The organism is Megasphaera sp. NM10, from assembly GCF_000417505.1.
In the GTDB taxonomy this organism is placed as follows: Bacteria; Bacillota; Negativicutes; order Veillonellales; family Megasphaeraceae; genus Megasphaera; species Megasphaera intestinihominis.
The window spans coordinates 14,805-40,914 of sequence record NZ_APHY01000035.1; the positions used below are offsets into that span (position 1 = coordinate 14,805).

A 26,110-nucleotide genomic window follows, 5' to 3' on the forward strand; every position below is an offset into this window, starting at 1 on the left:
CTACCGTTTCTGACGGTCGTGGTTGTGACCGCCGCGGGGACCCCGGCTGCGATGGGACGGGCCTTCGTCGCCGCCGCCCAGGAGGGCTTTGCGGGACAGGTTGACACGGCCCTGGCTGTCGATTTCGACGCATTTGACCATGATTCCATCGCCGACGTGGACGACGTCTTCGACTTTTTCAACCCGTTCTTTAGCCAGCTGGGAAATATGGACCAGGCCTTCTTTGCCCGGCAGGACTTCGACGAAAGCGCCGAAGTTCATGATGCGCGTGACTTTGCCGACGTAGGTCTTGCCGACTTCGACGTCTTCGGTCAGTTTTTCGATCCATTCTTTGGCCTTCTGGCCGCTTTCGCCGTCAACGGCAGCGATGTATACCAGGCCCGAATTGTCGATGTCGATCTTGGCGCCTGTTTTTTCGGTGATCTGCTTGATCATCTTGCCGCCCGGCCCGATGACGTCGCGGATCTTATCCGGCTTGATGTGCATGGAGATGATGCGCGGAGCGTAGGGAGAGAGCTCCTTTCGCGGTTCACTGATGACCTGCATCATCTTGCCCATGATGTGCATACGGCCTTCGTGGGCCTGTTTCAGAGCCTGGGCCAGGATTTCACGGCTGAGGCCTTTGATCTTGATATCCATCTGGATCGCCGTGACCCCTTTCATGGTACCGGCGACTTTGAAGTCCATGTCGCCCAAGGCGTCTTCCATGCCCTGGATATCGGTCAGGATAGTGAAGTCATCGCCTTTGGTGACCAGGCCCATAGCGACACCGGCAACGGGCGCTTTGATGGGCACGCCGGCATCCATCAGGGCCAGGGTGCTGCCGCAAACGCTGCCCATGGAGCTGGAGCCGTTCGATTCGAGGACTTCCGATACGACGCGGATGGCGTACGGGAATTCTTCTTCACTGGGCATGACCTGGGTCAATGCGCGTTCTGCCAGTTTACCGTGGCCGATTTCACGACGGCCGGGACCGCGGGACGATTTCGTTTCGCCGACGCAGAAGGACGGGAAATTGTAGTAGTGCATGTAGCGGCGGTCTGTTTCCAGGCCGACGCCGTCGATGTGCTGGCATTCCGACAGCGGAGCCAGGGTGCAGAAGCTCATGATCTGCGTCTGGCCGCGGGTGAACAGGCCTGTGCCGTGAGTGCGGGCAAAGAGGCCGACTTCGCAGCTGACCGGACGGACTTCGTTGACACGGCGGCCGTCAGGACGGATCTTGTCGACGGCGATCATGTGGCGGACGATTTCCTTGATCATCTTCTGCGTGACTTCAGCGACATCATCGGCGTTGTCCGGATAGATGTCGGCAAAGTGTTCATAAATGTCGGCTTCGACAGCGTCCATCTTTTCTTCGCGTTCGACTTTGTCAGCCGTGAAGATAGCCGTCTTCATGGCTTCTTCGCCATAAGCGTGGACAGCTTCGACGATATCTGCCGGCGGTTCTTTTTCGACGAATTCCTGTTTCGGTACGGAAATCTTGTCGAGGAAGCTGAGCTGGAATTCGACGACTTTCTTGATTTCTTCATGGGCGAACATGATGGCGTCCAGGACCTGTTCTTCCGGGACTTCGTGAGCGCCGCCTTCAACCATGAGGATGGCGTCTTTTGTACCGGCAACGACGATATCCATGTCGCTCTGTTCACTCTGGGCGACGGTCGGGTTGATGATGAACTGGCCATCGACGCGGCCGACGCGGACACCGGCAATCGGGCCGGCAAAGGGGATATGGGACATGCACAGCGATACGGATGCGCCGATCATAGCGGCGATTTCCGGAGCGTTGTCATGGTCTACGCAGAAATCATAAGCCACGACGTGGACGTCATGACGGTATGTCTTCGGGAAGAGCGGGCGGATCGGACGGTCGATGAGGCGGGCAAAAAGGGTTGCCGATTCAGGCGGTTTGCCTTCGCGTTTGATGAAGCCGCCGGGAATCTTGCCGACGGAGTACATCTTTTCTTCGTAATCGACAGTGAGCGGGAAAAAGTCAGCGTCTTCACGCGCTTCCTTCGAGCCCGTAGCCGTGACGAAAACGGCCGTGTCGCCATAACGGACCAATGCGGCACCGCTGGCCTGTTTAGCCAGTTTGCCGACTTCAATCACCAGCGGGCGGCCGGCGAAATCCATTTGGAATTTCGGTTCTTCCATTGTTACCTCCTTGAATTCACAGGTGATAGGCACTAGTCCGGGAACATCGGCGATATGCCCAGGCTACAACCTACCACCCTGTGTCCTGAAAAAAGAGGCTGATGCAGTCACATCAGCATCAGCCTCACAGTATGCGAGATTATTTACGCAAGTTCAATTTTTCGAGAATTGCACGATAACGATTGAGATCGTGTTTCTGCAAGTAACCGAGCAAGTTACGGCGCTGGCCGACGAGTTTCAACAGGCCGCGGCGGGATGCATGGTCTTTTTTATGGCTACGGAGATGTTCCGTCAAATAGATGATGCGGCTCGTGAGGAGCGCAATCTGTACTTCCGGAGAACCCGTATCGTTTTCATTGGCACCAAATTTAGCTACGATTGCTTTTTTTTCTTCTACGCTTAACATTGTATCTTTCCTCCATGTGTAAAAAAATTGAATCTATTCGCAAAGTGCTAAGTGATCGTCGGAGTCATCGAGACACCGAGCACCCGTACGACATAGCTATTATACTATACCCGGGCGGTTGTGTAAAGGGGATTTTCGTGGTTCGTGGCTTGTGGCTCGTAGGGGCCGTCCTGTAAAGGCGGCCCGCTTGTGGGAATTCCGTGGTTCGTGGCCAGCGGCTAGCAGCCAGCTGCTCATATGGCCTTGTCAAAAAGGCCGCTTTCGCTTATACTATACTAAAAAGGTTGTATTTAATATTTTGTTAGAAATAAAGGAGCGCTATTTATGAAGAAATATGATGTCATTGTCATCGGTACGGGGGCAGCCAATATTGTGACCGATGCGGCCCTGGCCCAGGGCTTGCAGGTGGCTGTCATTGAACGCGGCCGGTTCGGCGGGACTTGTCTGAACCGCGGCTGTATCCCGACGAAGGTCATGGTCACGACAGCCAACCGCATCCGCGAAATCCGCGAAGGGAGCCGTATCGGCGTCTTTGCCGACAACGTCCGCCTGGATTGGGATATCTTGTCCAAGCGACTGTGGGAAAAGGTCGATGAAAGTCCGGCTATTCAAAGTTATTACGACCAGTTCCCCAATGTCGACACCTTTAACGGCACGGCGTCTTTCGTCGACAACCACACCGTCGCCATCGCCCTGAATGACGGCAGCAGCGTCACTTTGACGGGCGATAAGGTTTTCGTCGCCACTGGCGGCCGGACCAATATCCCCTCCCTGCCGGGCCTGGAAGAAGCGGGCTATTTGACGTCGGAATCGTTCTTTGGCCCGTCGTATCCGAAAAAGCCCTACCAGAGCCTGATCATCATCGGCGGCGGCCCTATCGGCTGTGAATTCGCCCACGTCTTCGACGCCGCCGGCACCCAGGTCACGATGGTCCAGCACAATGTCCGCCTCCTGCCCAAGGAAGATCCGGCCGTATCGGCATTCATCCTCAAGCAGTTCCAGCGCTACGGCATGGACATCCGCCTCAATAAAGACACGGTTTCCGTCAGCCAGCACGATGGCCTGAAGGTCCTGTCCTTCCGCGACCGCACGACAGGCGAAGAAGGCGAAGTAGCTGCCGAAGAAATCCTGGTCGCTCCGGGCATCCGGCCCATGACGGAACTGCTGCACCTGGAAAACACCGACGTCCGCCTGGACAAGCGCGGCTACATCGAAACGAACGAATTCCTGGAAACGACGGCTGAAAATATCTGGGCCCTGGGCGACGTCAACGGCCTGGCCCCCTTCCGCCACAAGGCCAATTACGAAGCGGAAATCCTGGCACACAACCTCTTTTCCGGAAACGAACCGGAAACGTGGCGCTGGGCCGATTACGATGCCGTGCCGGCCGTCACCTACACCTATCCCGAAGCGGCTCACGTCGGCCTGACGGAAGACCAGGCCGTGAAGAAAGGCTATGACGTCGAAACGGCCATCAACCACTATTCATCGTCGGCCAAGGGCTACGCCATGGGCTACGAACCGGGCGATGAAGACGACGGCTTCGTCAAACTGGTCATCGACAAGAAGACGAAATTCATCCTCGGCGCCCACATCGTCGGCCCCGAAGCATCCATCCTCATCCAGCCTTTCATCAATAACCTCATGAGCGGCACCCACGTCGTCCATCCCATCCACGAAGACATCGCGTCGCCGACGGTCCAGGCCCTGCGGGCCAAACCGCTGACGCGGACCCTCAATCCCAAATCGGTCTACACCTTCAGCGAAACCATGACCCCTCACCCGTCCCTGTCGGAAGTCGTCATGTGGACGCGGTATTATTACGAAGGGAAGTAGGAAAAAGCGGCTGTCCTTTGAAGACAGCCGCTTTTTAGTGGCTCGTGGTTCGTGGTTAGCGGATGGGGTTTTATTTGTAGGGGCGACCACGTGCCTTTTCAGCCCGTCAGGTCATGACTGTAAGGAATGGCAGGACGGTTGCTGAAACGGACCGCAGTAGAGGGGGCGCCCGTTGGATATGGGGACGATTTCTCCAGAAAACTGATTGGGAAAGCACACATATTCTGGAGCGGGCTTGCTGCAGCAAGCCCCTACAATTCCAGGGACTAGCGTAGCTAGTTTTTAGTTGCTAAGGCAATGCGGACCAGGGTCAGCATAATCGGGACTTCGGTCAGGACACCGACGGTCGTCGCCAAGGCTGCCGGGCTGGTGACGCCAAAGAGCGCAATGGCTACGGCAACGGCCAATTCAAAGAAGTTAGAAGCGCCGATGAACCCGGCCGGTGCGGCAATGTCGAAGGGCAGTTTCAGCAGCCGGCAGGCTCCATAGGCAAGGAAGAAGATAAAGAAGGTCTGCAAGGTAAGGGGAATGGCGATGAGGACGATGTGGAGTGGATTCGATAAGATGACCTGGGCTTGGGAGCTGAAAATGATGACCAGCGTCAGCAACAGTCCCCACGTCGTTGCCGAATCGAATTTGTGTACAAAGTGCTGTTCAAAATAATCGAGACCTTTTCGTTTGACGACAGTCATCCGGGTCAGGATACCGCCTGCCAGAGGAATGACGACGAACAGGAAGATACTGACAAAGAGGACACTATAAGGAACCGCAACTTGTGAAACTCCTAAAAGGAACTTGACGATAGGTACGAAAGCGATGAGAATGATTAAATCATTCGTCGCGACTTGGACGACGGTATAGGCCGGATTCCCTTTGACCAGTGTACTCCAGACGAAAACCATGGCCGTACAGGGAGCCGCACCGAGCAATACGGCGCCAGCCAAGTATTGCCGGCCCAGGTCCGCAGGGATCCACGAACCAAAGAGGACGAAAAGGAAGAACCAGGCAATAGCATACATGGTAAAAGGCTTGATGAGCCAGTTGGCAATCCAAGTGACGAACAAGCCTTTAGGCTGGCGTCCTACGGCTTTGATGCTCTGAAAGTCGACTTTCATCATCATCGGATAAATCATGAGCCAAATCAAAATGGCAATGGGAATAGAAATCCCCATGACCTGTAAGGTATCTAAAAAGGCTGGCACAGCCGGAAGGGCATAACCGATGGCTACGCCGACGACCATGCATAACAAGACCCAAAGGGTCAGATATCGCTGAAAAAAACTGATGCCTGCGTGTGATTCATGTTCCATGATAACGCGCCTCCTATAAATAGATAAATTGAAATATATGAATGTTTAATATCTGAAAAAGGGCTTGCTACACGATGACAAGCCCTTTTACTACAAACTACAAACGCTCAACTACAGACTATAATTTTCCCAGGACTTCCCCGCGGACTTCGTCGGGGCGCCAGGCGATGAGGGCCGTGTGGCCCTGGGTGTGGTCGTCGACTTTGTTGATCCAGGCGATTTCGTGAGAGGCCTTGGCTTTTAGCAGGGGGCTCGTCGTCCGGGCCTGATAGAAGGATTTGTTGATGACCCACCATTTCGAGCGCAGTTTCGTCCGCTTCAGGTCCGCTTCCAGGCGCAGGGCTTCATAGACCGGCGTCGCTTCGGGCAGGGTGACGATGACGACTTCTGTTTCGTCCCCTTTCAGGCGCGGCAGCAGGTGCTGTACTGACGGCGGCGTCGAACCGTGGGTCCGGCGGATTTCCCGGTCGTAGCTTTCCGTCGATTCCAGGAGCAGCAGCGTGTGGCCTGTCGGCGCCGTGTCGATGACGACGATCTGGTCGTCGGCCGCTTCGACGATGTCGGCAAAGGCATGGAAGACGGCAATTTCCTGGGTGCACGGCGAGCGCAGGTCTTCTTCGATATAGGCCAGGTCCGACGGGCCCAGGCCGTTGGCTTTGGCCTGGCTCAGGACTTCATCCTGGTATTTCTTCAGCTCTTCCCCTTGGTCGATATGGCTCAGGGTCAGGTTGTCCGTCTGGCTGACGACGTACTGCAAGTGAGCGGCCGGGTCGGTCGTCGTCAAGTGGACGCGATGGCCGCGGCGGGCCAGGCCCAGGGCGATGGCGGCAGCGACGGTCGTCTTGCCGACGCCGCCCTTGCCCATGGTGAAGATGACCTTGCGCTGATGGGCTTCCAGGTCGTCGATGACGGCCTGCAGGGGCTGGACCCGTTCCAGCGTCAGTTCCGTCGCCGCTTCCTTCACTTCCCCTTTGAGCAGGGCCCGGACGTGGTCCAGGCCGGTGATGTTGTACGTCCGCAAGGGAATCTGGAAGCGCGGCAAATCGGCGATGGCTTCGGGCATGGCCTTCAGGGCGGCCTGCTGTTTTTCGTATAACGTCTTGGTCGCATCGTCATCCCACGAGGCCAACAGGCCGTTGACGATGAGCTGCTGGTTGGCAATGCCCAGGGCGGCCAGTTCCTTCGACGCCCGGGCCGCTTCTTTCAGGGGCAGGGCATCGGGACGGGCGACGAGGAGCATCGTCGTCTTTTCCCCGTCGGCCAGGGTCTGGACGGCCTGTTTATACAGTTCTTTCCGCGATTCCAGGCCCGACAGCTGGCCCAGGCAGGACGCGCCGTGTTTGCTCTTCTGGATGAACTGGCTCCACGCCGACGGCAGCTGCAGCATGCGCAGGGTGTGGCCTGTCGGCGCCGTATCGAAGATGATGTGGTCGTAGCCACAGGCAACGGCTTCATCGGTGAGGAAATTGGTGAACTCGTTGAAGGCGGCGATTTCTACGGTACACGAGCCGGACAGCTGTTCTTCCATGTTGCGCAGGGCCGCTTCCGGCAGGAGGCCGCGATAGGGCCCGATGACGCTTTCCCGATATTCGGCCGCGGCCTGGACCGGGTCGAGGTTGGCTACGGCCAAGTTGGGCACGGCGGCGATGGGCGTGGCCTTATTGGTCAGTTCCATGGAAAAGACGTCTTGCAGATTCGACGCCGGGTCGGTACTGATGAGCAGGACCTTCTTACCGGCATCGGCCAGGGCGACGGCCGTGGCACAGGCGACGGACGTCTTGCCGACGCCGCCCTTGCCGGTCAGGAAGAGGTATTTCGTCTGGACGACGTGAAAGGGATCGTAGAGGATCATTTACAGTCACCTCCGCAACAGCACGACGGGCTTTCCGGTTCCGCCGGCGTGTCACCGCAGCAGCAGGAAGCTGTTTCTTCGGCGCTGTCGCCGCAGCAGCAGCTGTCCCCAGCGGCCTGAGCGGCTTCGAGGATGGCCGGGTCGAAGCCGATGAGGCTGGCAAATTCATCATTCGTCGGATAGCGGCCGGCAAACTGGACGGCGCCGTCGACGAGGATGAGGGGCAGGTCTTCAGGACCGTGGTACTGGAGAAAGTCCGTCACGGCCTTGGTCTGGACGAATTTCAAGGGCGCACTAGTCAGGTTATAGCGGCCGACGTCGATGCCGTGCTGTTTCAGCGTGTCCAGGACCGTCGATACGCGCAAGAGTTCCGGATCGATAGACGGACCGCAGAGACCGGTCGGGCAGCACATTGCTTGTTCAAAGATTTCCATATGTTTCATGATGAAAGACCTCCTAAATAGAAATTTATATATTTACATTTATCAATGTATAAGCTGAAAAAAGGGCCTGCCTCACTGGCAGCGGCAGGCTTCGTCCTCTGCCGACACGGCACTGGGCTGGAATAAGTCGTGAACGGCCTGTTCCAGGACCTGGGCCTGGGCGCGGTTGAGGGAATAATAGACCCACTTCCCTTCCTTGCGGCCTGTGACCAGCTGGGCATCGCAGAGGATCTTCATGTGGTGGGACAGCGTCGGCTGGGACAGGTTCAAGTGTTCCAGGAGCACGCAGGCACAGCGTTCCCCCTGCCGCAAGAGCAACAAGATGCGCAGCCGCTTTTCATCACCCAAAGCCTTGAATACGCGAACCGCTTCCCTTTCCTCCATCACGGCGCCTCCTTTCATATCGAAGTTTATCAATCTATGGTTAGAGTATAGCAGACACATTGACGTTTGTCAATGTGTCTGCTAGCGGCTCGTGGTTCGTAAACCAATCGCGTTCATTTGGGAAAGCCATTCACGGGATTCCCACAAGCGGGCCGCCCTTTGGGACGGCCCCTACGAAAGCGGTCCATAGGACCGCGCCACGAAAAAAAAAGCTTGTCGCACATGCGACAAGCTTTTTTCATCTCTCTATTTGCTTACCAAGTCTTCTTCTACCTGGATATGGAGTTCATGCAGCTGTTTTTTGGTGACTGTCGACGGAGCTTCGCTCATGGGGTCGATAGCGTTCTGGGTCTTCGGGAAAGCGATGACGTCGCGGATGGACTTGCGTTTGAGCATGAGCATGATCATGCGGTCCAAGCCGAAGGCCAGGCCACCGTGGGGCGGTGCACCGTATTCGAAGGCGCGGAGGAGGAAGCCGAATTTCTGTTCTGCTTCTTCCGGTGTCAGGCCGATGGCCTTGAAGACGCGCTGCTGTACGTCAGGCTGGTAGATACGGAGGGAGCCGCCGCCGAGTTCGATGCCGTTGAGGACCAGGTCATAAGCCTTGGCATAGACGTGAGCCGGGTCGGTTTCCAGTTTGTCCAGGTCTTCGTCGCGCATGGCCGTGAACGGATGGTGCATAGCGACGTAGCGGTGTTCTTCTTCGCTGTATTCGAACATGGGGAAGTCGACGACCCAGGTGAAGGCGAATTCGTCTTCGTCGATGAGGTTCATGCGGCGGGCCATTTCTTTACGCAGTTCGCCGAGAGCGGCTGCGACAACTTTCGGTTTGTCGGCAATCATGAGGACCAGGTCGCCCTTTTCAGCACCGCAGGCTTTACCGATTTCACGGAGCTTGTCTTCGCCAAAGAACTTCTTGATCTGCGATTTGAGCGTGCCGTCTTCGAGGAAACCGATCCAAGCCAGGCCCTTGGCGCCGTAGTGGCTGACGTATTCGACGAGGCCGTCCAGTTCACGACGGGGAATGTCGGCGTCGCCTTTGACGTTGATGGCTTTGACCTGACCGCCGTTGTCGATGACGCTGCGGAAGACTTTGAAGTCCGTGTCCTTGACGAGTTCCGTGACGTCCGTGAACTTCATGTCGAAGCGCAGATCCGGCTTATCGGAGCCGTAGTTTTCCATAGCGTAGTCCCAGGTCATGCGGTGAATCGGGAGCTTGACGTCGTGGCCCAGGGTTTCTTTGAAGATGTAATGTACCATCTGTTCGACGAGGGTCAGGATTTCTTCCTGGTCCATGAAGGACATTTCCATGTCGAGCTGGGTGAATTCCGGCTGGCGGTCGGCGCGCAAATCTTCATCGCGAAAGCAGCGGGCGATCTGGTAGTAACGGTCCATACCGGAAATCATGAGCAGCTGTTTGAAAATCTGCGGCGACTGCGGCAGGGCGTAGAATTTGCCTTCGTTGACACGGCTCGGTACGAGGTAGTCACGGGCGCCTTCCGGCGTGCTCTTGCAGAGTTCCGGCGTTTCGATGTCGATGAAGCCGTGTTCGTTGAGGAACGTGCGCATGGCATGTTTTACTTTATGGCGCATGATGAGGTTCTTCTGCATTTCCGGACGGCGCAGGTCGAGGTAGCGGTATTTGAGGCGGATCTTTTCGTCGACGTCGATGTTGTCTTCAATATAGAACGGCGGCGTCTTGGACGAATTGAGGATACGCAGTTCTTCGCAGCGGATTTCGATGGTCCCGGTCTTCATCTTGGGGTTGATCGTATCTTTATCGCGCATGCGGACGATGCCGCGTACAGCCAGGACGTATTCCGTACGTACCTGTTCAGCTTTATCGAAAGAAACCTTTTCATAGTCCGGCGAAGCGACGACCTGTACGATGCCCGTACGGTCGCGGAGGTCGATGAAAATCAGTCCGCCGTGGTCGCGGCGGCGTTCGACCCAGCCAGTCAAGACGACTTCTTTGCCGTTGTCCGCTTCACTTACTTCAGCGCAGTATTGGGAGCGATGTAAACCTTCCATTGTATCCATTCGTAAATCATCCCTTCTTGTGTGTTTCCATATATGCAACAATCCCATCAAGGGGAACGCTGACTTGTTCTTTGCTGGCCATATTGCGGACCTGGGCTTCACCGGCGGCTAATTCGTTTTCGCCGATGATGACCGTGTAATCGGCATTGAGCTTGTTGGCCGATTTCATCTGGCCCTTCATGCTGCGGCCCAGGAGGTCGATTTCAGCATAGAGGCCCTTTTCGCGGAGCTGCTGCTGCAGTTCGAAGGCCCTGGTCTTGGCCGCATCGCCGAGGGCGACGATGAAGACGGGCTGCTTCTTTTCGACCGGCGGCAGGAGGCCCTGTTCCTTCAAGGTCAGGAGCAGCCGTTCCATGCCGATGGCAAAGCCGATGCCCGGTGTCGACGGACCGCCGACTTCTTCGATGAGGCCGTCGTAACGGCCGCCACCGCAGACCGTGCTCTGTGCGCCCAAAGGAGCGTACATGATTTCAAAGGCCGTATTGGTATAATAATCGAGGCCGCGGACCAGGCGCGGGTCGAGGGTAAAGGGAATACCGATGGCCGTCAGATATTCCTGGACTTTGTGGAAATGTTCCTTGCAGTCGTCGCAGAGATTATCCGTGATCAAAGGTACGCCCATCTGCATCATCTTTTCGCCGTCTTCCTTGCAGTCGAGGACGCGGAGCGGGTTCTTTTCCAGGCGTTCGTTGCAGTCGTCGCAGAGCTGGTCCCGTTTGTCGGCAAAGAAATCGAGGAGCTTCTGGCGATAGACGGGACGGCACTTCGGGCAGCCGACGGAGTTGAGGTGCAGGACCAGATCATTGAGGCCCAGTTCCCGGAAGAGCTGGAAGGCCATGGCAATGATTTCCGCATCGACAGCCGGGTCCTTGGAGCCGATTTCTTCGACGCCGAACTGGGTGAACTGGCGGTAACGGCCAGCCTGGGGGCGGTCATGACGGAACATGGGGCCCATGTAGTAGAACTTGTGGACCTGCGGGTCGCCGTAGAGCTTGTGTTCCAGGAAGGCCCGGACGACAGAAGCCGTATTTTCCGGGCGCAATGTCATGCTGCGGCCGCCGCGGTCTTCAAAGGTATACATTTCCTTGGTGACGACGTCTGTCGTTTCCCCGATGCCGCGTAAAAACAATTCAGTACTTTCAAACATAGGCGTGCGGATTTCGCCGAAGCCGTAGAGCGAGCAGATCTGGCGGATCTTTGCTTCCAGCAGCTGCCACTCTGCCGTCTGTTCCGGCAGAAAATCCTGCGTGCCTCTCGGTGCAGTAATAGCCATTTAAACATCCTCTTTTCCGTATATGATAGCACACAAACGGCGGCGCTGGGCTATTCTTTCGGCCAGCGCCTGCACATATGCATCGACGTCTTTCAGCATGTACACCTTTTCCAAGGTGTGGCCGTCGCGGCAGAGGAACTTCGTCGCCCCGCCCGGTCCGGCTGCCAGGACGGACTGCCGTTCTTCCATCATCTCGATATTATAGGCACTGACGCTGCCCGGCAGGGCATAGCCAATGTTGGCGAAGCTGGCTGCCATGTACTTCTGGCGGTACATGTAGTACGGCACATAGCCGCCGGCCGTCAGGATGGACTGACAGAGGCGGACCATATGGCCCGTTTCTTCGGCTGGCGGAATGGCGGCCCGCAATTCATGATGGAATAAGGGTGCCCGTTTTTTTAATGCTAACGTATGAATTGTAACATTTTCCGGGTGCAGTTTGCAAACAATTTCCATATTTTCCTGCATATCTGCCACGGTTTGCCCGGGAAGGCCGGCGATAAAGTCCATGTTGATGACGGAAAAACCCAGTTTCCGGCAGTTCTCATACATGGTGTAAATATCTTCGACCCGGTGGCGCCGGCCCAGGGCATCGAGGAGATGCTGCTGCAACGTCTGGGGATTGACGCTGATGCGATCGACACCGGCCTGGCGGAGCATGGCCAGCATGTCCGGCGTCGCCGTATCGGGCCGTCCCGCTTCGACGGTCCATTCGCAGGCTTCCGGGAAATTCCGGGCCAGCCGCGTCATCATCGCTTCCAGTACCGGCAGGGGCAGGCACGTCGGCGTACCGCCGCCGACGTAGAGCGACGTGACTTCCAAGTCATAGGTCCGGCACAGGTCGGCCAGGTCGTCGAGGTCGGCCAGGACGGCATCGCGAAAAGCCGTGAGTTCCGCCTCCCCTTCCTGCCGATGAGGCGCGACGGGAAGGAGCAGTACAGGCAGTGGCTGGGACAATAGGGAATCCCTACGTAGAGGGCCACTTTCCGGCCCCTGTCGGTGACGTAAGGCCGTTGGAGCCTGGCCATGGCCACCAGGTCCCGGGCGACGGCCGGCGCCACGCAATACGACGTCTGCAAGGCCTTTTCGGCCTGGTCGGCTGTGAAGCCCTGGTCGAAGAGGTGGTGGACCAGTTTCGTCGGCCGCACGCCGATGAGCGTCCCCCACGGGCTGGGTCCGTGGCCGCAGAAGCGGTTATGCCAGTGGATGAGGCAGTCCTTGAGGGATGCCCGTTCCCGGTCCGTCCCGACGAGGCGGGCCTCAGAAGACCAGGGCGCCCCGCCGTCCTGGAAGGTACAGCGCACGTGGAGGTGAGCGCCTTCCTCGCGGACAGTGACGGCAGCCCCGACGTCGCGGACTTCCCGGCCGCCGACATAGCCCAGGGAGGCCATGACCTGCCCGACGAGGGAATGGAAGCGTTCCGGCCCGTCATAGGTATAGGTCTGGAGGGCCATCTTATTCCGCTTCTTTCGCAGCTTCGGCTTCTTTGGCTGCTTCTTCTTCCCGTTTCTTCTGGCAGGCTTCGCAGTAGCCATAGACTTTCAGCTGATGGTCGACGGTGTGGAAGTGGAGGCGCTTTTCCAGGATCGTTTCCAGCGTTTCCAGGAGGTCGTCTTCACATTCCCAGACCTTGCCGCAGCCCAGGCAGATGAGATGATGATGGAAATGGCCTTCATTGTCGCGGTCATTCAATTCATAGCGGCTGCAGCCGTCGTCGAAATCGAGTTTCTTCAAGAGGTCCATCTGGGTGAACAGGTCCAGCGTCCGGTAGACCGTAGCCAGGCCGATGTCAGGCGCCGTCTTCTTGACCAGCTCGAAGACTTCTTCGGCGCTCATATGGCGGATTGGGCTTTCGACGAAGGCCCGCAGGATGATCTGCCGCTGGGACGTCATCTTGCATTTCTTGAACTTGATCTTTTCTTTCATGCGTTTCATCATGGTATCCATGATTTCTTTCTTATTAGTTTCTGTTCTCGTTGTTTCCATTGTACTTCATCGCCTTTTCTTTATATGTATTGTAAAACCATAAATGTTTACACAAAATCTGTAAGACTGCCGTCACCGGGACGGTAAGGATCATGCCGCTACGCCAAAGAGGGTCCCGCCGATGAGCAGGGCGATGACGATGACGACCGGATGCAGGCTGATGACGGCCCCCATGACCTGAGGCATGATGAGGTGGCTGTCGATCTGCTGGATGACGATATAGAAGATGATGACTTTCAGCGGCAGGGACAAACTGACCGTCGCGCTGAGCAGGATAGCCGGCACGGCGCCGACGATAGGCCCGACGATGGGTATCCATTCGGTAATGGCCGCCAAGATGCCGATGACCATGGGGTACGGTACGCCCATGGCCCACATGCCGAGGAAAGTCAGGGTGGCAATGATACAGCTCATGAGGATCTGGCCGCGGATGTAGCGGCTCAGGACGTGCTGTATTTCCTGGAAGAGGCCGGCCAGATGGCTGCGATAGCTTTCGGGAAAGATATCGACGAAGCTCTTGACCATGTGGCCGCCGTCTTTCATGAAGTAGAAAGTAATGATCGGTACGACGAAGAATTCGACGACCGTCCCGGCAATGGCAAAGACGGACTGGATGAGGTTGGTGATGCCCTCGATGCCGTAATTGCCGATCTTGACGAAGGCATCGTTGACGATTTTCTTGACCTGGTCCGGGATATAGAACTGGGTCTGCTCATTTTCAAGCTGCGTCACCAGGGCCGCCGTCTGGCTGACCAAATCGTTGAAGTTGGCTGCCAGCAGATTGACCTGGATGACCAGCGGCTTGACGATGATATTGGTAATAATCGTCACGATGACGATGAGGATGACAAAGGAGATGAGGATGGCAAGGTCGATGGGTACATGACGGCCGGTCAGGCGCCGCAGCCCTTTGATGACGCCATCGCGGATAGGCATGAGGATGAACGTCAGGATCAGGGAAATGACGACGGGCCAGTAGACGGCATGGACCGTGAGGAACAGCGCACCGGCCAGGATGGCCAGGGTGACGCGCATCCAGAACTCCGCGCCCTTATAGGCAACCATGGTTTACCAGCCTCCGTCCAGGAATGGATTGCCACGCCGTTCGTCGCCGATGGACGTAGCCGGGCCGTGGCCAGGCAGGACCAGCGTATTGTCAGGCAGGGTCATGAGTTTCGTTTCCAGGCTGTGGAGCAGCGTCTTCGACGAGCCGCCGTAGAGGTCGGTACGGCCGACGGAATAGCGGAACAGCGTGTCGCCGGAAAAGACGACGCCTTCACCGTACAGGCTGAGGCCGCCCGGCGTATGGCCCGGCGTTTCCAGGACTGTGAAGTGCAGATGCCCCAATGTCAGTTCATCGCCGTCCTTGACCAGGTGGTCTGCCGACGTACATTCGATGGCCTGGCCCATGAACAGGGACAGGTTATTGTGCGAATTGGAAATGAGGTCGGCATCGCCGGCGCCGACGTAGACCGGTACGTTCTTGCGCTGGCGCAGTTCCTGCAGGGCGCCGATGTGGTCAGCATGGCCATGGGTCAGGAAGATGAACTTCAGCGTCAGGCCATGGCTGGTCAGAGCCTTGTCGATGGCGGGATAATCCCAGGCCGGATCGACGACCATGGCTTCTTTCGTATCCGTGTCGTAGACGATATAACAATTGGTCATGATAGGACCGAGTTCCATACTGATATATTTCATGCTCATAAGTATACTTCCCCCTTAAAAGGTTTTCTGGCTGTCCAAGAGGATGGTCACAGGCCCGTCGTTTGCCAGGGATACGACCATATGGGTCCGGAAATGGCCTGTCGCCACGGTGACGCCGAAGGCGCGGACAGCGGCGACGAACTGCTCATATAATGCTTCGGCCTGTTCGGGCTTGGCCGCTTCGATATAGCTGGGACGGCGGCCGTGGCGGGCATCGCCGTACAGGGTGAACTGGGAAATGACCAGCATCTCCCCTCCCTCGTCGAGGAGGGAGTGATTGAGTTTGCCCTGGTCATCTTCAAAGATACGCAAGTGGACGATCTTGTCGGCCAGGTAGCGGACGTCGGCTTCCGTATCCTTGACGGAAACGCCGAGGAGGACCGTCAGGCCGTTGCCTGCCTGGCCGGTGAGGACGCCGTCCGAGGTCACAGAAGACGTCAGGGTCTTTTGTACGACAGCTCTCATGTCTGGCTCCCTCCCGTATAGCGTTCGACGGCGTAGACATCCTTCAGGCGGCGTATCTTGGTGGCCACGAATTCAAACTGGGCCAGGTCCTTGATGCTGATGCCCATGTGGATGGTGACGTTCTTGGTATCGCTGGTCTTGGCGTTGACGCTGAGGATGGAAATCTTCATTTCCGCCAGGGTGGCCATGATTTCGGCCATGATGCCCGTGCGGTCGTAGGCGACGATTTCCATGTTCACTTCAAAGCGTTCGTTGCCGTCGTAATCCCATTCGACGTCGATGAGGCGGTCTACGTCGTTCTGGCCGTGCGTGACGTTCGGGCAGTCCGCGCGGTGGACCGAGACGCCGCGGCCGCGGGTGATGAAGCCGATGATGGGATCGCCCGGTACAGGGCTGCAGCATTTGGCCAGGCGGACCAGCAGGCCCGGTTCGCCTTTGACCAGGATGCCCGTGCCGTTGTGCTTGACGGGTTTCTTGGTCTTGAGTTTTTCCAGGGCAGCCAGGCTGTTGGTCTTTTCTTCCTGCTTCTGCAAGTCTTTCTTGTGCAGTTCCAGGAGCTTGATGAGGACCGTATTGACGGCAAAGCCGCCGTAGCCGACAGCGGCGACCAGGTCGTCTTCGGAGCCGGCGTTCATCTGCTTGGCCACGCGGCCCAGGCGGCCGCCGACGTTGAGGGCTTTCCAGTCGTGGCCCAGGCGCTTACATTCCCGTTCCAGCGCATCCAGGCCCTTGGCGATGTTTTCTTCGCGGTTTTCCTTCTTGAACCAGCTGCGTATCTTCGAGCGGCTTTCCGAGCTGCCGACGATGTTCAGCCAGTCCAGGCTGGGCTTGCCGACTTTGGACGTAATGATTTCGACGATGTCGCCGTTCTTCAATTTATAGTCCAAAGGGACGATCTTGCCGTTGATCTTGGCGCCGACGCAACGGTGGCCGACGTCGGTGTGGATGCGGTAGGCAAAGTCGATGGGGATAGAACCCTGGGGCAGGTCGATGACGTCGCCCCGCGGCGAAAAAACGAAGACTTCGTCGGAAAAGGCGTCGAGCTTCAGGGCGTTGACGAATTCTTTCGGATTGCTCGTGTCCTGCCATTCCAGGAGGTTGCGCAGCCAGCCCATTTTTTCATCGAAAGCGTCCTTGTTGGCCGTCTGGTTGCCTTCTTTATAACGCCAATGGGCGGCGACGCCGTATTCGGCGATGCGGTGCATTTCCCAGGTGCGGATCTGGATTTCTACAGGCTGCCCTCTCGTCCCGATGACTGTCGTGTGCAGGGACTGGTAGTTATTGGGCTTAGGCATGGCGATGTAGTCCTTGAAGCGGTACGGCAGTGGCTTCCACAGGCTGTGGACGATACCCAGGACGCCGTAGCAGTCCTTGACGTCGTCGACGATGACGCGGATGGCGAAGAGGTCATAGACCTGGCTCAAGTCGCGGTTATCTTTCTTCATCTTTTTATAAATGCTGTAAAAATGCTTGGGCCGGCCGTTGATTTCGCAGTGGATGTGGGCTTCGTCGAGGGCCTTCTTGAGGACGTCGATGGCTTCGTTGACGATTTCTTCGCGGACGTGGCGCTTCTGCTTCATCTGGTCGACGAGGTCGTAGTACTTGTCCGGTTCGAGGTAGCGGAAGGACAAATCTTCCAGTTCCCACTTGATATTGAAAATCCCTAAGCGGTGTGCCAGGGGGGCAAAGATTTCCAGCGTTTCCTGGGCAATACGCTTCTGCTTGTCGCTGCGCATGTAGCGCAGGGTACGCATGTTGTGCAGGCGGTCGGCGAGCTTGATGACGACGACGCGCACGTCCTTGGCCATGGCCAGGAACATCTTGCGCATGCTGTTGAGCTGCTGGTCTTCTTTGGTACGGTAATTGAGGCGGCTCAACTTGGTGACGCCGTCGACGAGGAAGGCTACTTCCTTGCCGAACATCTTCTTGATATCTTCCAGTGTGTACGACGTATCTTCGACGACATCGTGGAGGAGCGACGCCGTAATGGTCGTCGTATCTATTTTCATATCTGCCAGTATCTGGGCGACGGCCAGGGGATGCAGGATATACGGTTCCCCGCTGACGCGGCGCTGGTCCTTGTGGGCCTCTTCGGCCAGGTTATAGGCTTTGGTCACGTCATCGCATTTGGCCTGGGGCAGATACGTATGTATCGTGTCGATGAGGTGTTTGAATTCGACATCTTTATCTTTAAATTCCATAATATGAAACCTCCTCACTCCTTGCAGTACAATTCATACGTCGGCGACGCATGAAGATCCATTTTCCCCGCAAGGATAGGAAAATAATAAGCTGGGCCGTCGTCATCATGGCGTATTTTGAGGACGCCGATTTCCCGGAGGACGACGATGGCAGCGTAAATGGTGTGGACATCATAACAGTCCCCCTGGTCCGCAGCCAGACGGCGGCGGACCTGCCAGACCGGCATGCCCCAGTCGGGGATGCATTTCTTGAGGGCCATGTAAATATCGACCATGACCGCCCGGTTGAGGACGATGTGGCGGCCTGGCAGGTGGACGTCCTGGATGACCAGCTGCGGCGACGACATGCCATTGAAGTCGTTCCGTTCGAGCTGGAAGGCCACGTCGATGACGTCGCCTTCGACGATGGCGTCGCACAGGCCCGCCTGGGACCAGGCGACACCGGAAAGGCGTGTCCTATCGGCGCCGCGGGCGACGAGGCGGACGTGCTGCTTTTCCCGGCCGATGGGACGGATTTCCTCTACCGTAGCCCCGCTCAGGGAAAAGACGGGCCGGCTGTTGCCCATGCCATAGGGCTCCAGGCGGGACAGCTCAACAATGAGGTCCAAGGTCACATCGGCCGGTTCCAATTGCTTGTCGATGTGGACCAAGGGGACGTAGTCGGCGGCCGTCATATGCGCTGCCGCATAGTCCAGCAGGCGCCGGCGCAGGGCTTCGATGTTCTCGGCCCTGACGGAAAAGCCCGCCGCCATGGTGTGGCCGCCGAACTGGATGAGCAAATCCTGGGCGTATTGCAGGGCTTCGTACATGTTGAAACCGCTGATACTGCGGCACGATCCCTTGCCGATGCCGTCGCGGACGGTGATGACCAGGGACGGCCGGTAATACGTCTCTACCAGGCGCGATGCGGCGATGCCGATGACGCCGACGTGCCAGCCCTCATGATAGGCGATGAGGACGCCGTCGCGGCCCCTCGCCTGCCCTTCGATCTGGGTGATGGCTTCCTGGGCAATGGTGTGCTCAATGTCCTGGCGCTCCGTGTTGAGGCGGCTCAGTTCGGCTGCATCGGCCGCCGCCTTGGCCGCATCGGTTTCCAGGAGCAGTTCGACACCCTTCGTCGCATGGCTGATGCGCCCGGCCGCATTGAGGCGCGGCGCCGCCGTAAAGGCGATACGGCCGGCCGTGATATCCTTCCCGCTGAGATTGGACGCATCGAGGAGGGCCTTGATGCCCGTCCGCTTCCCTTCTTTCATGGCCGCCAAGCCATGGCGGACGAGGATACGGTTCTCGCCAGTCAGGGGGACCAGGTCGGCAATGGTCCCCAAGGCCGCCAGGTCCGTATAGCCCGGCAGGTCTTCATGGCAGTGATGCTGCCACAGGGCCCGGCAGAGGACGTAGGCCACGCCGGCGCCGGCCAGCTCCTTAAAGGGATAGGGGCAGCCGGCCTGCTTGGGATTGAGGACGGCCAGGGCTGGCGGGATCTGTTCCGGCGGTTCGTGATGATCCGTAATGATCATATCCAGGACCGGCGAGAACTGCTGGACCAGGTCGTGTGACGAAATGCCGCAGTCGACGGTGATGAGCAGGTCGGCCTGCCGGCTCAGCTGCTCCAGGGCCCCTTCGTTGAGGCCATAGCCTTCGCTCTCCCGTTCGGGAATGTAGAACTGCGGCGATGCGCCGAGGTCGCGAAGGACGGAATAAACAAGAGACGTCGACGTAATGCCGTCGACGTCATAGTCACCGTAGATGACGATGCGCTGCTTTTCAGTTATCGCCTGCTCCAGCCTGATGACGGCATTCTCCATGCCTTTCATCAGGAAAGGATCGGCCATATCGGCCAAAGTATTGTGAAGAAAATGGTCCCCTGCCCGGACATCGGCGATGCCGCGATTGGCCAGTACCTGTGCCAAGACCGGGGATATATGTAATTGTGCGGACAAGGCCTCCATGAGCCCCTCGTCGGGACTGCCGAACTGCCATCGTTTCTCCATAGCTATCACGACACATTCTCAAGAATAATCACTATCAATAAATCAACTATTATTTTATCACTTTCTATTCTCAAAATAAAGGCTAAATCTATAGCTATTTGCCATTATTTGTTAATTTTGAGAAAGTTTAAAGTTTGTTTAAATATGGCAGGCGTAAAAAAAAGCGCTGTCATATGAAGACAGCGCTTTTTCTGTAGGGGTCGCCACGTGGGCGACCCGTTTCGGTATCTGGGTGAATTCTCTACGGAGCCGGACGGGAAAATCCATACATATCCAGTTGCGGGCTTGCCACGTGCAAGCCCCTACTGCAAACTACAAAATCACGATTCGGCTACAGCCGGCGCGGAGACGGCGTTGTGGTCGGCAGCAGGGTTGATATCTTCTTTGGAGATAGTCAGGCGGTGCTGGGCAGCCTGCAGGATGAGGTCGGCTGTCTTGACGATGCCGTAGTCACTGGATTTGAGGCTCAAGTCGTAGTTGGCGCCGTAGCCCCAATAGGAATCGGTGCAGTACATGCAGTGGTCGCGCCGTTCGTGATTGACGTGGTTGCGGATCTTCCGCGCCTTGTCGGCATCGACGTGTTCGCGGAGCATGATGCGCTGGATGGCCCAATCCGGGTCGGACGAAACGAAGACATTGAAGGTATTCGGCCGTTTGCGCAGGATGTAGTTGGCCAGGCGGCCGACGATGACGCACGACTTCCCTTCTGTCAGAGCCTGGATGACTTCGGATTCATCGCGGAACATTTCCTGCTGCTTCGATTCATAGCCCGACGCGTAGTGGATATAATCGTCATAGACCTTGGTCAGCAAGGGGCCGAGCATGCGCTTGCGGTCTTTACACCAGGCGGCGAAGGTCTGCGGATGTTCTTTACGGGTCAGGTTGAGGATTTCCGTATCGTAATAAGGGATGCCGAGCTTACGGGCGACGAGCTTGCCGATGTTGCGGCCGCCGCTGCCGTATTCACGGGAAATGGTAATGACCAAGGGACTTTCTGTATCTTCCTTGATCCAGGCCGGATGATTTTCGCGGCCTTCGATTTCACCGATAGCATGGTGACGGAAGAGCAGGTGTTCAATCGGCCCTGCCATCGTGCAGCCCAGGAGGATCAGGGCCAGGCCGACGACGGCATTGACCGTAATCGGTTCCGACAAGATGATGGCCGACAAGATCAAGGCGATGATCGGCTTGATGAAGAAGGCAAAGGATGCATTGGACGGACCTGTCAGTTCGATGGCCTTCATGAAGCACAGATAGCCGAAGCCCGTGACGACTAAGGAACAGTAAATAAGGGGCCATACGGTCTGGGAATCAATACCGGCCACGATGGGGTCGCCGTGGAACAAGAGGATGAAAAACAGGAAGACGCAGCCGATGAGGAAGCTGAAGGCGTTTTCTACGTTGCCGCCCAGTTTTTCAATACGGAGTTTACCCAGCGCCGTATAAAGGGCAAAGGAAACGGCAGCTGCCAGCGATACGAGCAGGCCGATATTGCCGCTGCGGATAATGGCCATGGGATTGGCGACAATGACCAGGCCGATGATACTCAAGACCAAGGTAATGGCCTTCTTGCGGGTAAAGGCTTCGTGAATGATGAAATACGAAAAAATCATGACAAAAATCGGGGTACTGGAGAAAACGATAGCTGCCAGGCCGGCATTGGCCATGTTGACCCCGATCTGGAAGAGGATCATGCTGAAGCAGATGTTAATCAGCCCGAGGACAGCCAAATAGCCCCAATCAGAACGATCGAGGTGGATGCTGCGCTTCTTCAAATCGCGGACAGCCAGCGGCATGAGCAGCAGCCCGCCGACGAGGAACCGAAGGAAAGTCAGCTGGAAAGGCGTGAACGCCGTTCCGGCAATCTTCAAGGAAATTTCCATCGTACCAAAGGCTATGGCTGTCAAAACAATACATAATGTACCCATTTTAGATGACATACAGAAAGACCCCTTTCAAAATGGTTATAAAAACACGCTTTATTATATACCTATTGAGAAAGGATAGCAATAAAAAAGGAGCTGTCGCAGTGCAACAGTTCCTTTTTGAGTATGAAGTTTGCAGTTTTTAGTTTTTAGTGAAGGCTTTTTAATTTAAAGCCCTCTTCTACAAACTACAAAAAGAAAAGACCCCGCATGAGGGTCGAAACCTTCATGCGGGGCCTTTCTTCTATTCTCATGCAGCGAGTGCAATCAAATTAGTCTTCAAAACCCTTCTGTAAACGTACATAGGATTCGCGACGAGCTTTTGCGTCTGCTTCTGTCTTAGCATAGAGAGCGTCTGCTTCTTCCGGGAAGCCTTTCTTAAGGGAAGCATAACGAACTTCACCCTGTAAGAATTCCTGGAATTTGCTGTAATCCGGTTCTTTGGAGTCGAGGCTGAACGGATTCTTGCCCTGAGCTTTGAGATCCGGGTTGTAGCGGAAGAGATCCCAGTAACCGCATTCGACAGCGAGTTTTTCTTCGAGCTGGCTCTTGCCCATGCCTTTACGGATGCCGTGGTTAATGCAAGGAGCGTAGCAGATAACCAGGGACGGGCCATGGTAAGCTTCAGCTTCAGTCATGGCTTTCATGAGCTGGTTCTTATCAGCACCCATAGCTACCTGAGCTACATAGACATAGCCATAGGAGATAGCCATCATGCCGAGGTCCTTCTTCTTCGTGCGTTTGCCGGCAGCAGCGAACTGAGCGATAGCTGCAGTCGGGGTAGCTTTAGAGGACTGACCGCCAGTGTTGGAGTAAACTTCGGTATCGAGGACGAGGACGTTGACGTCGTGGTCGGAAGCGAGGACGTGGTCAACACCGCCGTAACCGATATCGTAGGACCAGCCGTCACCACCGATGATCCACTGGCTACGTTTAACGAAGAACTGTTTCTTAGCGAGGAAGTCTTCGAGAACCGGTTTGCCAGCAGCTTCTTTTTCGAGGAGAGCTGTCAGTTTGTCAGCGCGTTCACGAGAGCCTTTGCCTTCGTTCAGGTTAGCAGCCCAGTCGCTGAGTGCAGCCTGGAGTTCCGGAGAAGCAACGGCTTTAGCAGCGTCGAGGTTTTCAGCCAAGTCTTTGCGGACTTTGTCTACGCCGAGGAACATGCCGAGACCAAATTCAGCAGCATCTTCGAAGAGGCTGTTTGCCCAAGCCGGGCCATGGCCAGCAGCGTTCATGGTGTACGGGGAAACCGGAGCGGATGCACCCCAAATGGAGGAGCAGCCAGTAGCGTTAGCAATCATCATGCGATCGCCGAAGAGCTGCGTGATGAGTTTGACATACGGTGTTTCACCGCAGCCTGCGCATGCGCCGGAGAATTCGAGGAGCGGAGTTTCGAACTGAGAACCGATGACGGTCTTCTTGTTCTGCGGGTTAGCTTTCGGAGCAACCGTTTCCGTACCATAGTACCAGAGATCCATCTTCTGACGTTCTTCGTCGGTGTTCGGAACCATGGTGAGAGCCTGAACCGGGCAAACGTTTACGCAGGAACCGCATTCGAGGCAGTCGAGCTGGTCAACGATGATGGCGAGATCATATTCTTTGCCGGATTTAGCTTTCGGAGCTACTTTGTAGCCTGCCGGAGCAGCAGCCGTTTCTTCTTTCGTCGTCAAGACCGGACGGATAGTAGCGTGCGGGCAGACGAAGGAGCACTGCAAGCAGCCGATACATTTTTCAGCATCCCAGGAAGGAACGTGGAGAGCCGGGCCTGCTTTTTCGAATTTAGCAGTACCGGAAGGCATGGTGCCATCTTCGCGGCCAGCAAATGCGGAAACCGAGAGATCGTCGCCAACCTGTTCGAGCATCGGTTTTGCAACTTCCGTGAAGTACTTCGGAGCCGGACGGCCTTCGACGACTTCGTCTTTAGCGTCAGCCCAGGAAGCCGGATAGTTAACTTCATGGAATTCTTTGATACCAGCATCAACAGCGCCGTTGTTCATGTCAACGACTTTCTGGCCTTTCTTGCCATAGCTCTTGACGATGGAGTCTTTCAAGTATTTAACAGCGTCATCGATAGGAATGATCTTAGCGAGTGCGAAGAATGCAGCCTGCATGACCATGTTGATACGAGTGCCGAGGCCGAGTCTCCGGCCGATAGCGTCACCGTTCAAGGTGTAGAATTTAACATGGTTCTTAGCGATAGCGCGTTTGATGCGAGCCGGAAGTTCTTTTTCCAGTTCTTCGTCGGTCCAGGTGCAGTTCAGCATGAATGTGCCGCCTTCTTTGATACCGCGGAGGATGTCAAAGCGTTTTACATAGGACTGACGATGGCAAGCGATGTAGTCAGCTGCGTCGATGAGGTACGGCATATCGATCGGGCGAGTACCGAAACGCAGGTGAGAAATAGTTACGCCGCCGGATTTCTTGGAGTCATAAGCGAAGTATGCCTGAGCATACATGTCGGTGTGGTCACCGATGATCTTGATAGCGGATTTGTTAGCGCCGACAGTACCATCAGAACCGAAGCCCCAGAATTTGCAGGACGTAAGGCCAGTCGTGTCAACCGGCATTTTCGGTTCGCGCGGAAGGCTGAGGTTGGTAACGTCGTCGTTGATAGCCAGCGTGAAGCCGTTGAGCGGATGTTCTTTCTTGAGTTCTTTGAAGACAGCGAGGAAGTCTTCCGGAAGAACGTCTTTGGAGCCCATACCTGTACGGCCGCCGATAACGTCGATGTTGAGGTTTTCTTCAGTTACGAAGCCAACGATATCGAGGTAGAGAGGTTCGCCGAGGGAGCCCGGTTCTTTCGTACGGTCGATGACAGCGATCTTCTTAACAGTTTTCGGAAGAACGTTGAGGAGGTATTTGTTGGAGAACGGACGATAGAGGTGAACGTTGATGGCACCGACTTTTTCGCCCTGGCTCTGCAAGTATTCGACAGTCTGTTTAGCGACGTCGGAGAGAGAACCCATGGATACGACAACGTATTCAGCATCAGGAGCACCGTAGTAGTTGAACGGTTTGTACGTACGGCCAGTGATTTCAGAAATCTTGTCCATGTAGCCAGCTACGATATCCGGCATAGCATCATAGAATTTGTTGGAAGCTTCTGTGTGCTGGAAGTATACGTCCGGGTTTTCTGCAGTGCCGCGGATTTCCGGATGATCCGGGTTGAGGGCACGTTTGCGGAATGCTTCGATAGCGTCCCAGTCAACGAGTTTCTTGAAGTTTTCGAAGTCCATGACTTCAACTTTCTGGATTTCGTGAGAAGTACGGAAACCATCGAAGAAGTTGATGAACGGCAGGGAACCTTTAATTGCTGCCAAATGAGCGACACCACCGAGATCCATGACTTCCTGAACATTGGATTCAGCCAAGAGACAGCAGCCTGTTGCACGAGCAGACATAACGTCCTGATGGTCACCGAAGATGTTCAGTGCATGGTTAGCCAAAGCACGAGCAGCTACGTGGAATACGCCCGGGAGAAGTTCACCGGCAACTTTGTACATGTTCGGGATCATGAGGAGGAAGCCCTGAGATGCCGTGTACGTAGTTGTCAAAGCACCAGCCTGTAAAGAACCGTGGAATGCGCCAGCTGCGCCAGCTTCGGACTGCATTTCAACAACGTTGACTTTGTGGCCGAAGATGTTTTTCATGCCAGCGGCTGCCCAATCATCGACATGTTCTGCCATAGGAGAAGACGGCGTGATCGGATAAATTGCGGCAACTTCAGTAAATGCATAGGACACCCATCCAGCTGCTTCGTTACCATCCATGGTTTTAAATTTGCTCATAGATAAAACACGCTCCTTAGATAAAAGTATACTTTCAATATGGAAAAACCATACTGATAGGCTTAAGAAAGCTATAAAGACGTCCTGTTGCATCCTCATACGGACGGCATACGGACGGCGCGGACCCTCACCCAGGTTCCATGGATGACTTCTGTTCACGTATCGTCCATACACGTCCCTATCTTGAAAAAAATGCAATGAAAAGCGGGAAGGTTCAATAATATTCAAAAAAGGTGTTGCTAATATTCTTAATCTGTAATACTATTATAGTGATATTACAGATTTGCACACCAACATGCCTTTTGAAGCTTGCTGACCATCACAAACCGAACGACTTTGTAACTTTTTCTTACAA

19 protein-coding genes are annotated in these 26,110 nt (G+C 55.9%); 1 reads left to right on the top strand and 18 read right to left on the bottom strand.

Going from position 1 to position 26,110, the window contains the following annotated elements:
* On the bottom strand, nucleotides 1-2,151 hold the full coding sequence (gene pnp, locus NM10_RS06830) for a polyribonucleotide nucleotidyltransferase (RefSeq protein WP_020310859.1): 2,151 nt from the start codon (nucleotides 2,149-2,151) through the stop codon (nucleotides 1-3).
* 139 nt (nucleotides 2,152-2,290) lie between these two features.
* A complete protein-coding gene (gene rpsO / locus NM10_RS06835; RefSeq protein WP_020310860.1) occupies nucleotides 2,291-2,557 on the bottom strand; it encodes a 30S ribosomal protein S15 in 267 nt (88 codons plus the stop codon).
* 324 nt (nucleotides 2,558-2,881) lie between these two features.
* On the opposite strand from rpsO, the gene NM10_RS06840 reads away from it, so the two are divergent.
* Nucleotides 2,882-4,393 carry a dihydrolipoyl dehydrogenase family protein gene (locus NM10_RS06840; RefSeq protein ID WP_020310861.1) on the top strand — a complete coding sequence of 504 codons (1,512 nt, stop codon included), beginning with the start codon at nucleotides 2,882-2,884 and terminating at the stop codon, nucleotides 4,391-4,393.
* A gap of 275 nt (nucleotides 4,394-4,668) precedes the next feature.
* Here NM10_RS06840 and arsB read toward each other — a convergent pair whose 3' ends face one another.
* The 16 genes from arsB to nifJ form a co-directional block, all read right to left on the bottom strand.
* Entirely contained in the window at nucleotides 4,669-5,703 is a 1,035-nt protein-coding gene (gene arsB / locus NM10_RS06845) for an ACR3 family arsenite efflux transporter (protein WP_020310862.1), read from the bottom strand.
* Between the two features lie 118 nt (nucleotides 5,704-5,821).
* Nucleotides 5,822-7,555, bottom strand: a complete 1,734-nt coding sequence (gene arsA / locus NM10_RS06850) for an arsenical pump-driving ATPase (RefSeq protein WP_020310863.1) — start codon at nucleotides 7,553-7,555, stop codon at nucleotides 5,822-5,824.
* Nucleotides 7,552-7,998: an arsenite efflux transporter metallochaperone ArsD gene (gene arsD, locus NM10_RS06855; protein ID WP_020310864.1), complete on the bottom strand. Its 447-nt coding sequence runs from the start codon at nucleotides 7,996-7,998 to the stop codon at nucleotides 7,552-7,554. Before arsD ends, arsA begins: the two co-directional genes overlap by 4 nt.
* Nucleotides 7,999-8,070: 72 nt before the next feature.
* Nucleotides 8,071-8,382, bottom strand: coding sequence for an ArsR/SmtB family transcription factor (locus NM10_RS06860; protein WP_020310865.1), 312 nt, complete (start codon nucleotides 8,380-8,382; stop codon nucleotides 8,071-8,073).
* Nucleotides 8,383-8,628: 246 nt separating this feature from the next.
* Complete coding sequence (gene aspS / locus NM10_RS06865) at nucleotides 8,629-10,422, bottom strand: aspartate--tRNA ligase (protein WP_020310866.1); 1,794 nt, start codon at nucleotides 10,420-10,422, stop codon at nucleotides 8,629-8,631.
* Nucleotides 10,423-10,429: 7 nt separating this feature from the next.
* Nucleotides 10,430-11,695 (bottom strand): histidine--tRNA ligase, encoded by a 1,266-nt coding sequence (gene hisS / locus NM10_RS06870; protein WP_020310867.1) that lies wholly within the window; start codon nucleotides 11,693-11,695, stop codon nucleotides 10,430-10,432.
* A complete protein-coding gene (locus NM10_RS14545) occupies nucleotides 11,696-12,517 on the bottom strand; it encodes a radical SAM protein (RefSeq protein WP_239639649.1) in 822 nt (273 codons plus the stop codon). It abuts the gene before it with no gap.
* Nucleotides 12,445-13,230, bottom strand: coding sequence for a hypothetical protein (locus tag NM10_RS14550; protein ID WP_239639644.1), 786 nt, complete (start codon nucleotides 13,228-13,230; stop codon nucleotides 12,445-12,447). The genes NM10_RS14545 and NM10_RS14550 overlap by 73 nt, the downstream gene beginning before the upstream one ends.
* A complete protein-coding gene (locus NM10_RS06880) occupies nucleotides 13,151-13,681 on the bottom strand; it encodes a Fur family transcriptional regulator (RefSeq protein WP_020310868.1) in 531 nt (176 codons plus the stop codon). The genes NM10_RS14550 and NM10_RS06880 overlap by 80 nt, the downstream gene beginning before the upstream one ends.
* 90 nt (nucleotides 13,682-13,771) lie before the next feature.
* Nucleotides 13,772-14,746 carry an AI-2E family transporter gene (locus NM10_RS06885; RefSeq protein ID WP_020310869.1) on the bottom strand — a complete coding sequence of 325 codons (975 nt, stop codon included), beginning with the start codon at nucleotides 14,744-14,746 and terminating at the stop codon, nucleotides 13,772-13,774.
* 3 nt (nucleotides 14,747-14,749) lie between these two features.
* Nucleotides 14,750-15,385, bottom strand: coding sequence for an MBL fold metallo-hydrolase (locus NM10_RS06890; protein WP_020310870.1), 636 nt, complete (start codon nucleotides 15,383-15,385; stop codon nucleotides 14,750-14,752).
* A gap of 15 nt (nucleotides 15,386-15,400) precedes the next feature.
* The gene (dtd, locus tag NM10_RS06895; RefSeq protein WP_020310871.1) at nucleotides 15,401-15,850 is read right to left on the bottom strand and encodes a D-aminoacyl-tRNA deacylase; all 450 of its coding nucleotides are present in this window, start codon (nucleotides 15,848-15,850) and stop codon (nucleotides 15,401-15,403) included.
* The gene (locus tag NM10_RS06900) at nucleotides 15,847-18,051 is read right to left on the bottom strand and encodes a RelA/SpoT family protein (protein WP_020310872.1); all 2,205 of its coding nucleotides are present in this window, start codon (nucleotides 18,049-18,051) and stop codon (nucleotides 15,847-15,849) included. The genes dtd and NM10_RS06900 overlap by 4 nt, the downstream gene beginning before the upstream one ends.
* A gap of 14 nt (nucleotides 18,052-18,065) precedes the next feature.
* Nucleotides 18,066-20,042 carry a single-stranded-DNA-specific exonuclease RecJ gene (gene recJ, locus NM10_RS06905; protein ID WP_036243849.1) on the bottom strand — a complete coding sequence of 659 codons (1,977 nt, stop codon included), beginning with the start codon at nucleotides 20,040-20,042 and terminating at the stop codon, nucleotides 18,066-18,068.
* Between the two features lie 320 nt (nucleotides 20,043-20,362).
* Entirely contained in the window at nucleotides 20,363-21,982 is a 1,620-nt protein-coding gene (locus NM10_RS06910) for an EamA family transporter (protein WP_020310874.1), read from the bottom strand.
* Nucleotides 21,983-22,239: 257 nt separating this feature from the next.
* Nucleotides 22,240-25,755: a pyruvate:ferredoxin (flavodoxin) oxidoreductase gene (nifJ, locus tag NM10_RS06915; RefSeq protein WP_020310875.1), complete on the bottom strand. Its 3,516-nt coding sequence runs from the start codon at nucleotides 25,753-25,755 to the stop codon at nucleotides 22,240-22,242.
* Between the last annotated feature and the right edge of the window lie 355 nt (nucleotides 25,756-26,110).

Excerpts from the sequence above, each read along its gene's own strand:
- arsA (WP_020310863.1), bottom strand. The coding sequence starts at position 7,555 with ATGATCCTCTACGATCCCTTTCACGTCGTCCAGACGAAATACCTCTTC.
- rpsO (WP_020310860.1), bottom strand. The coding sequence starts at position 2,557 with ATGTTAAGCGTAGAAGAAAAAAAAGCAATCGTAGCTAAATTTGGTGCC.
- arsD (WP_020310864.1), bottom strand. The coding sequence starts at position 7,998 with ATGAAACATATGGAAATCTTTGAACAAGCAATGTGCTGCCCGACCGGT.
- NM10_RS06910 (WP_020310874.1), bottom strand. The coding sequence starts at position 21,982 with ATGTCATCTAAAATGGGTACATTATGTATTGTTTTGACAGCCATAGCC.
- hisS (WP_020310867.1), bottom strand. The coding sequence starts at position 11,695 with ATGGCTATTACTGCACCGAGAGGCACGCAGGATTTTCTGCCGGAACAG.
- pnp (WP_020310859.1), bottom strand. The coding sequence starts at position 2,151 with ATGGAAGAACCGAAATTCCAAATGGATTTCGCCGGCCGCCCGCTGGTG.
- NM10_RS06860 (WP_020310865.1), bottom strand. The coding sequence starts at position 8,382 with ATGGAGGAAAGGGAAGCGGTTCGCGTATTCAAGGCTTTGGGTGATGAA.
- aspS (WP_020310866.1), bottom strand. The coding sequence starts at position 10,422 with ATGGATACAATGGAAGGTTTACATCGCTCCCAATACTGCGCTGAAGTA.
- NM10_RS06900 (WP_020310872.1), bottom strand. The coding sequence starts at position 18,051 with ATGGAATTTAAAGATAAAGATGTCGAATTCAAACACCTCATCGACACG.
- nifJ (WP_020310875.1), bottom strand. The coding sequence starts at position 25,755 with ATGAGCAAATTTAAAACCATGGATGGTAACGAAGCAGCTGGATGGGTG.
- NM10_RS06840 (WP_020310861.1), top strand. The coding sequence starts at position 2,882 with ATGAAGAAATATGATGTCATTGTCATCGGTACGGGGGCAGCCAATATT.
- NM10_RS06890 (WP_020310870.1), bottom strand. The coding sequence starts at position 15,385 with ATGAGCATGAAATATATCAGTATGGAACTCGGTCCTATCATGACCAAT.
- arsB (WP_020310862.1), bottom strand. The coding sequence starts at position 5,703 with ATGGAACATGAATCACACGCAGGCATCAGTTTTTTTCAGCGATATCTG.
- dtd (WP_020310871.1), bottom strand. The coding sequence starts at position 15,850 with ATGAGAGCTGTCGTACAAAAGACCCTGACGTCTTCTGTGACCTCGGAC.
- NM10_RS14550 (WP_239639644.1), bottom strand. The coding sequence starts at position 13,230 with ATGGCTACTGCGAAGCCTGCCAGAAGAAACGGGAAGAAGAAGCAGCCA.
- NM10_RS06880 (WP_020310868.1), bottom strand. The coding sequence starts at position 13,681 with ATGGAAACAACGAGAACAGAAACTAATAAGAAAGAAATCATGGATACC.
- NM10_RS06885 (WP_020310869.1), bottom strand. The coding sequence starts at position 14,746 with ATGGTTGCCTATAAGGGCGCGGAGTTCTGGATGCGCGTCACCCTGGCC.
- recJ (WP_036243849.1), bottom strand. The coding sequence starts at position 20,042 with ATGGAGAAACGATGGCAGTTCGGCAGTCCCGACGAGGGGCTCATGGAG.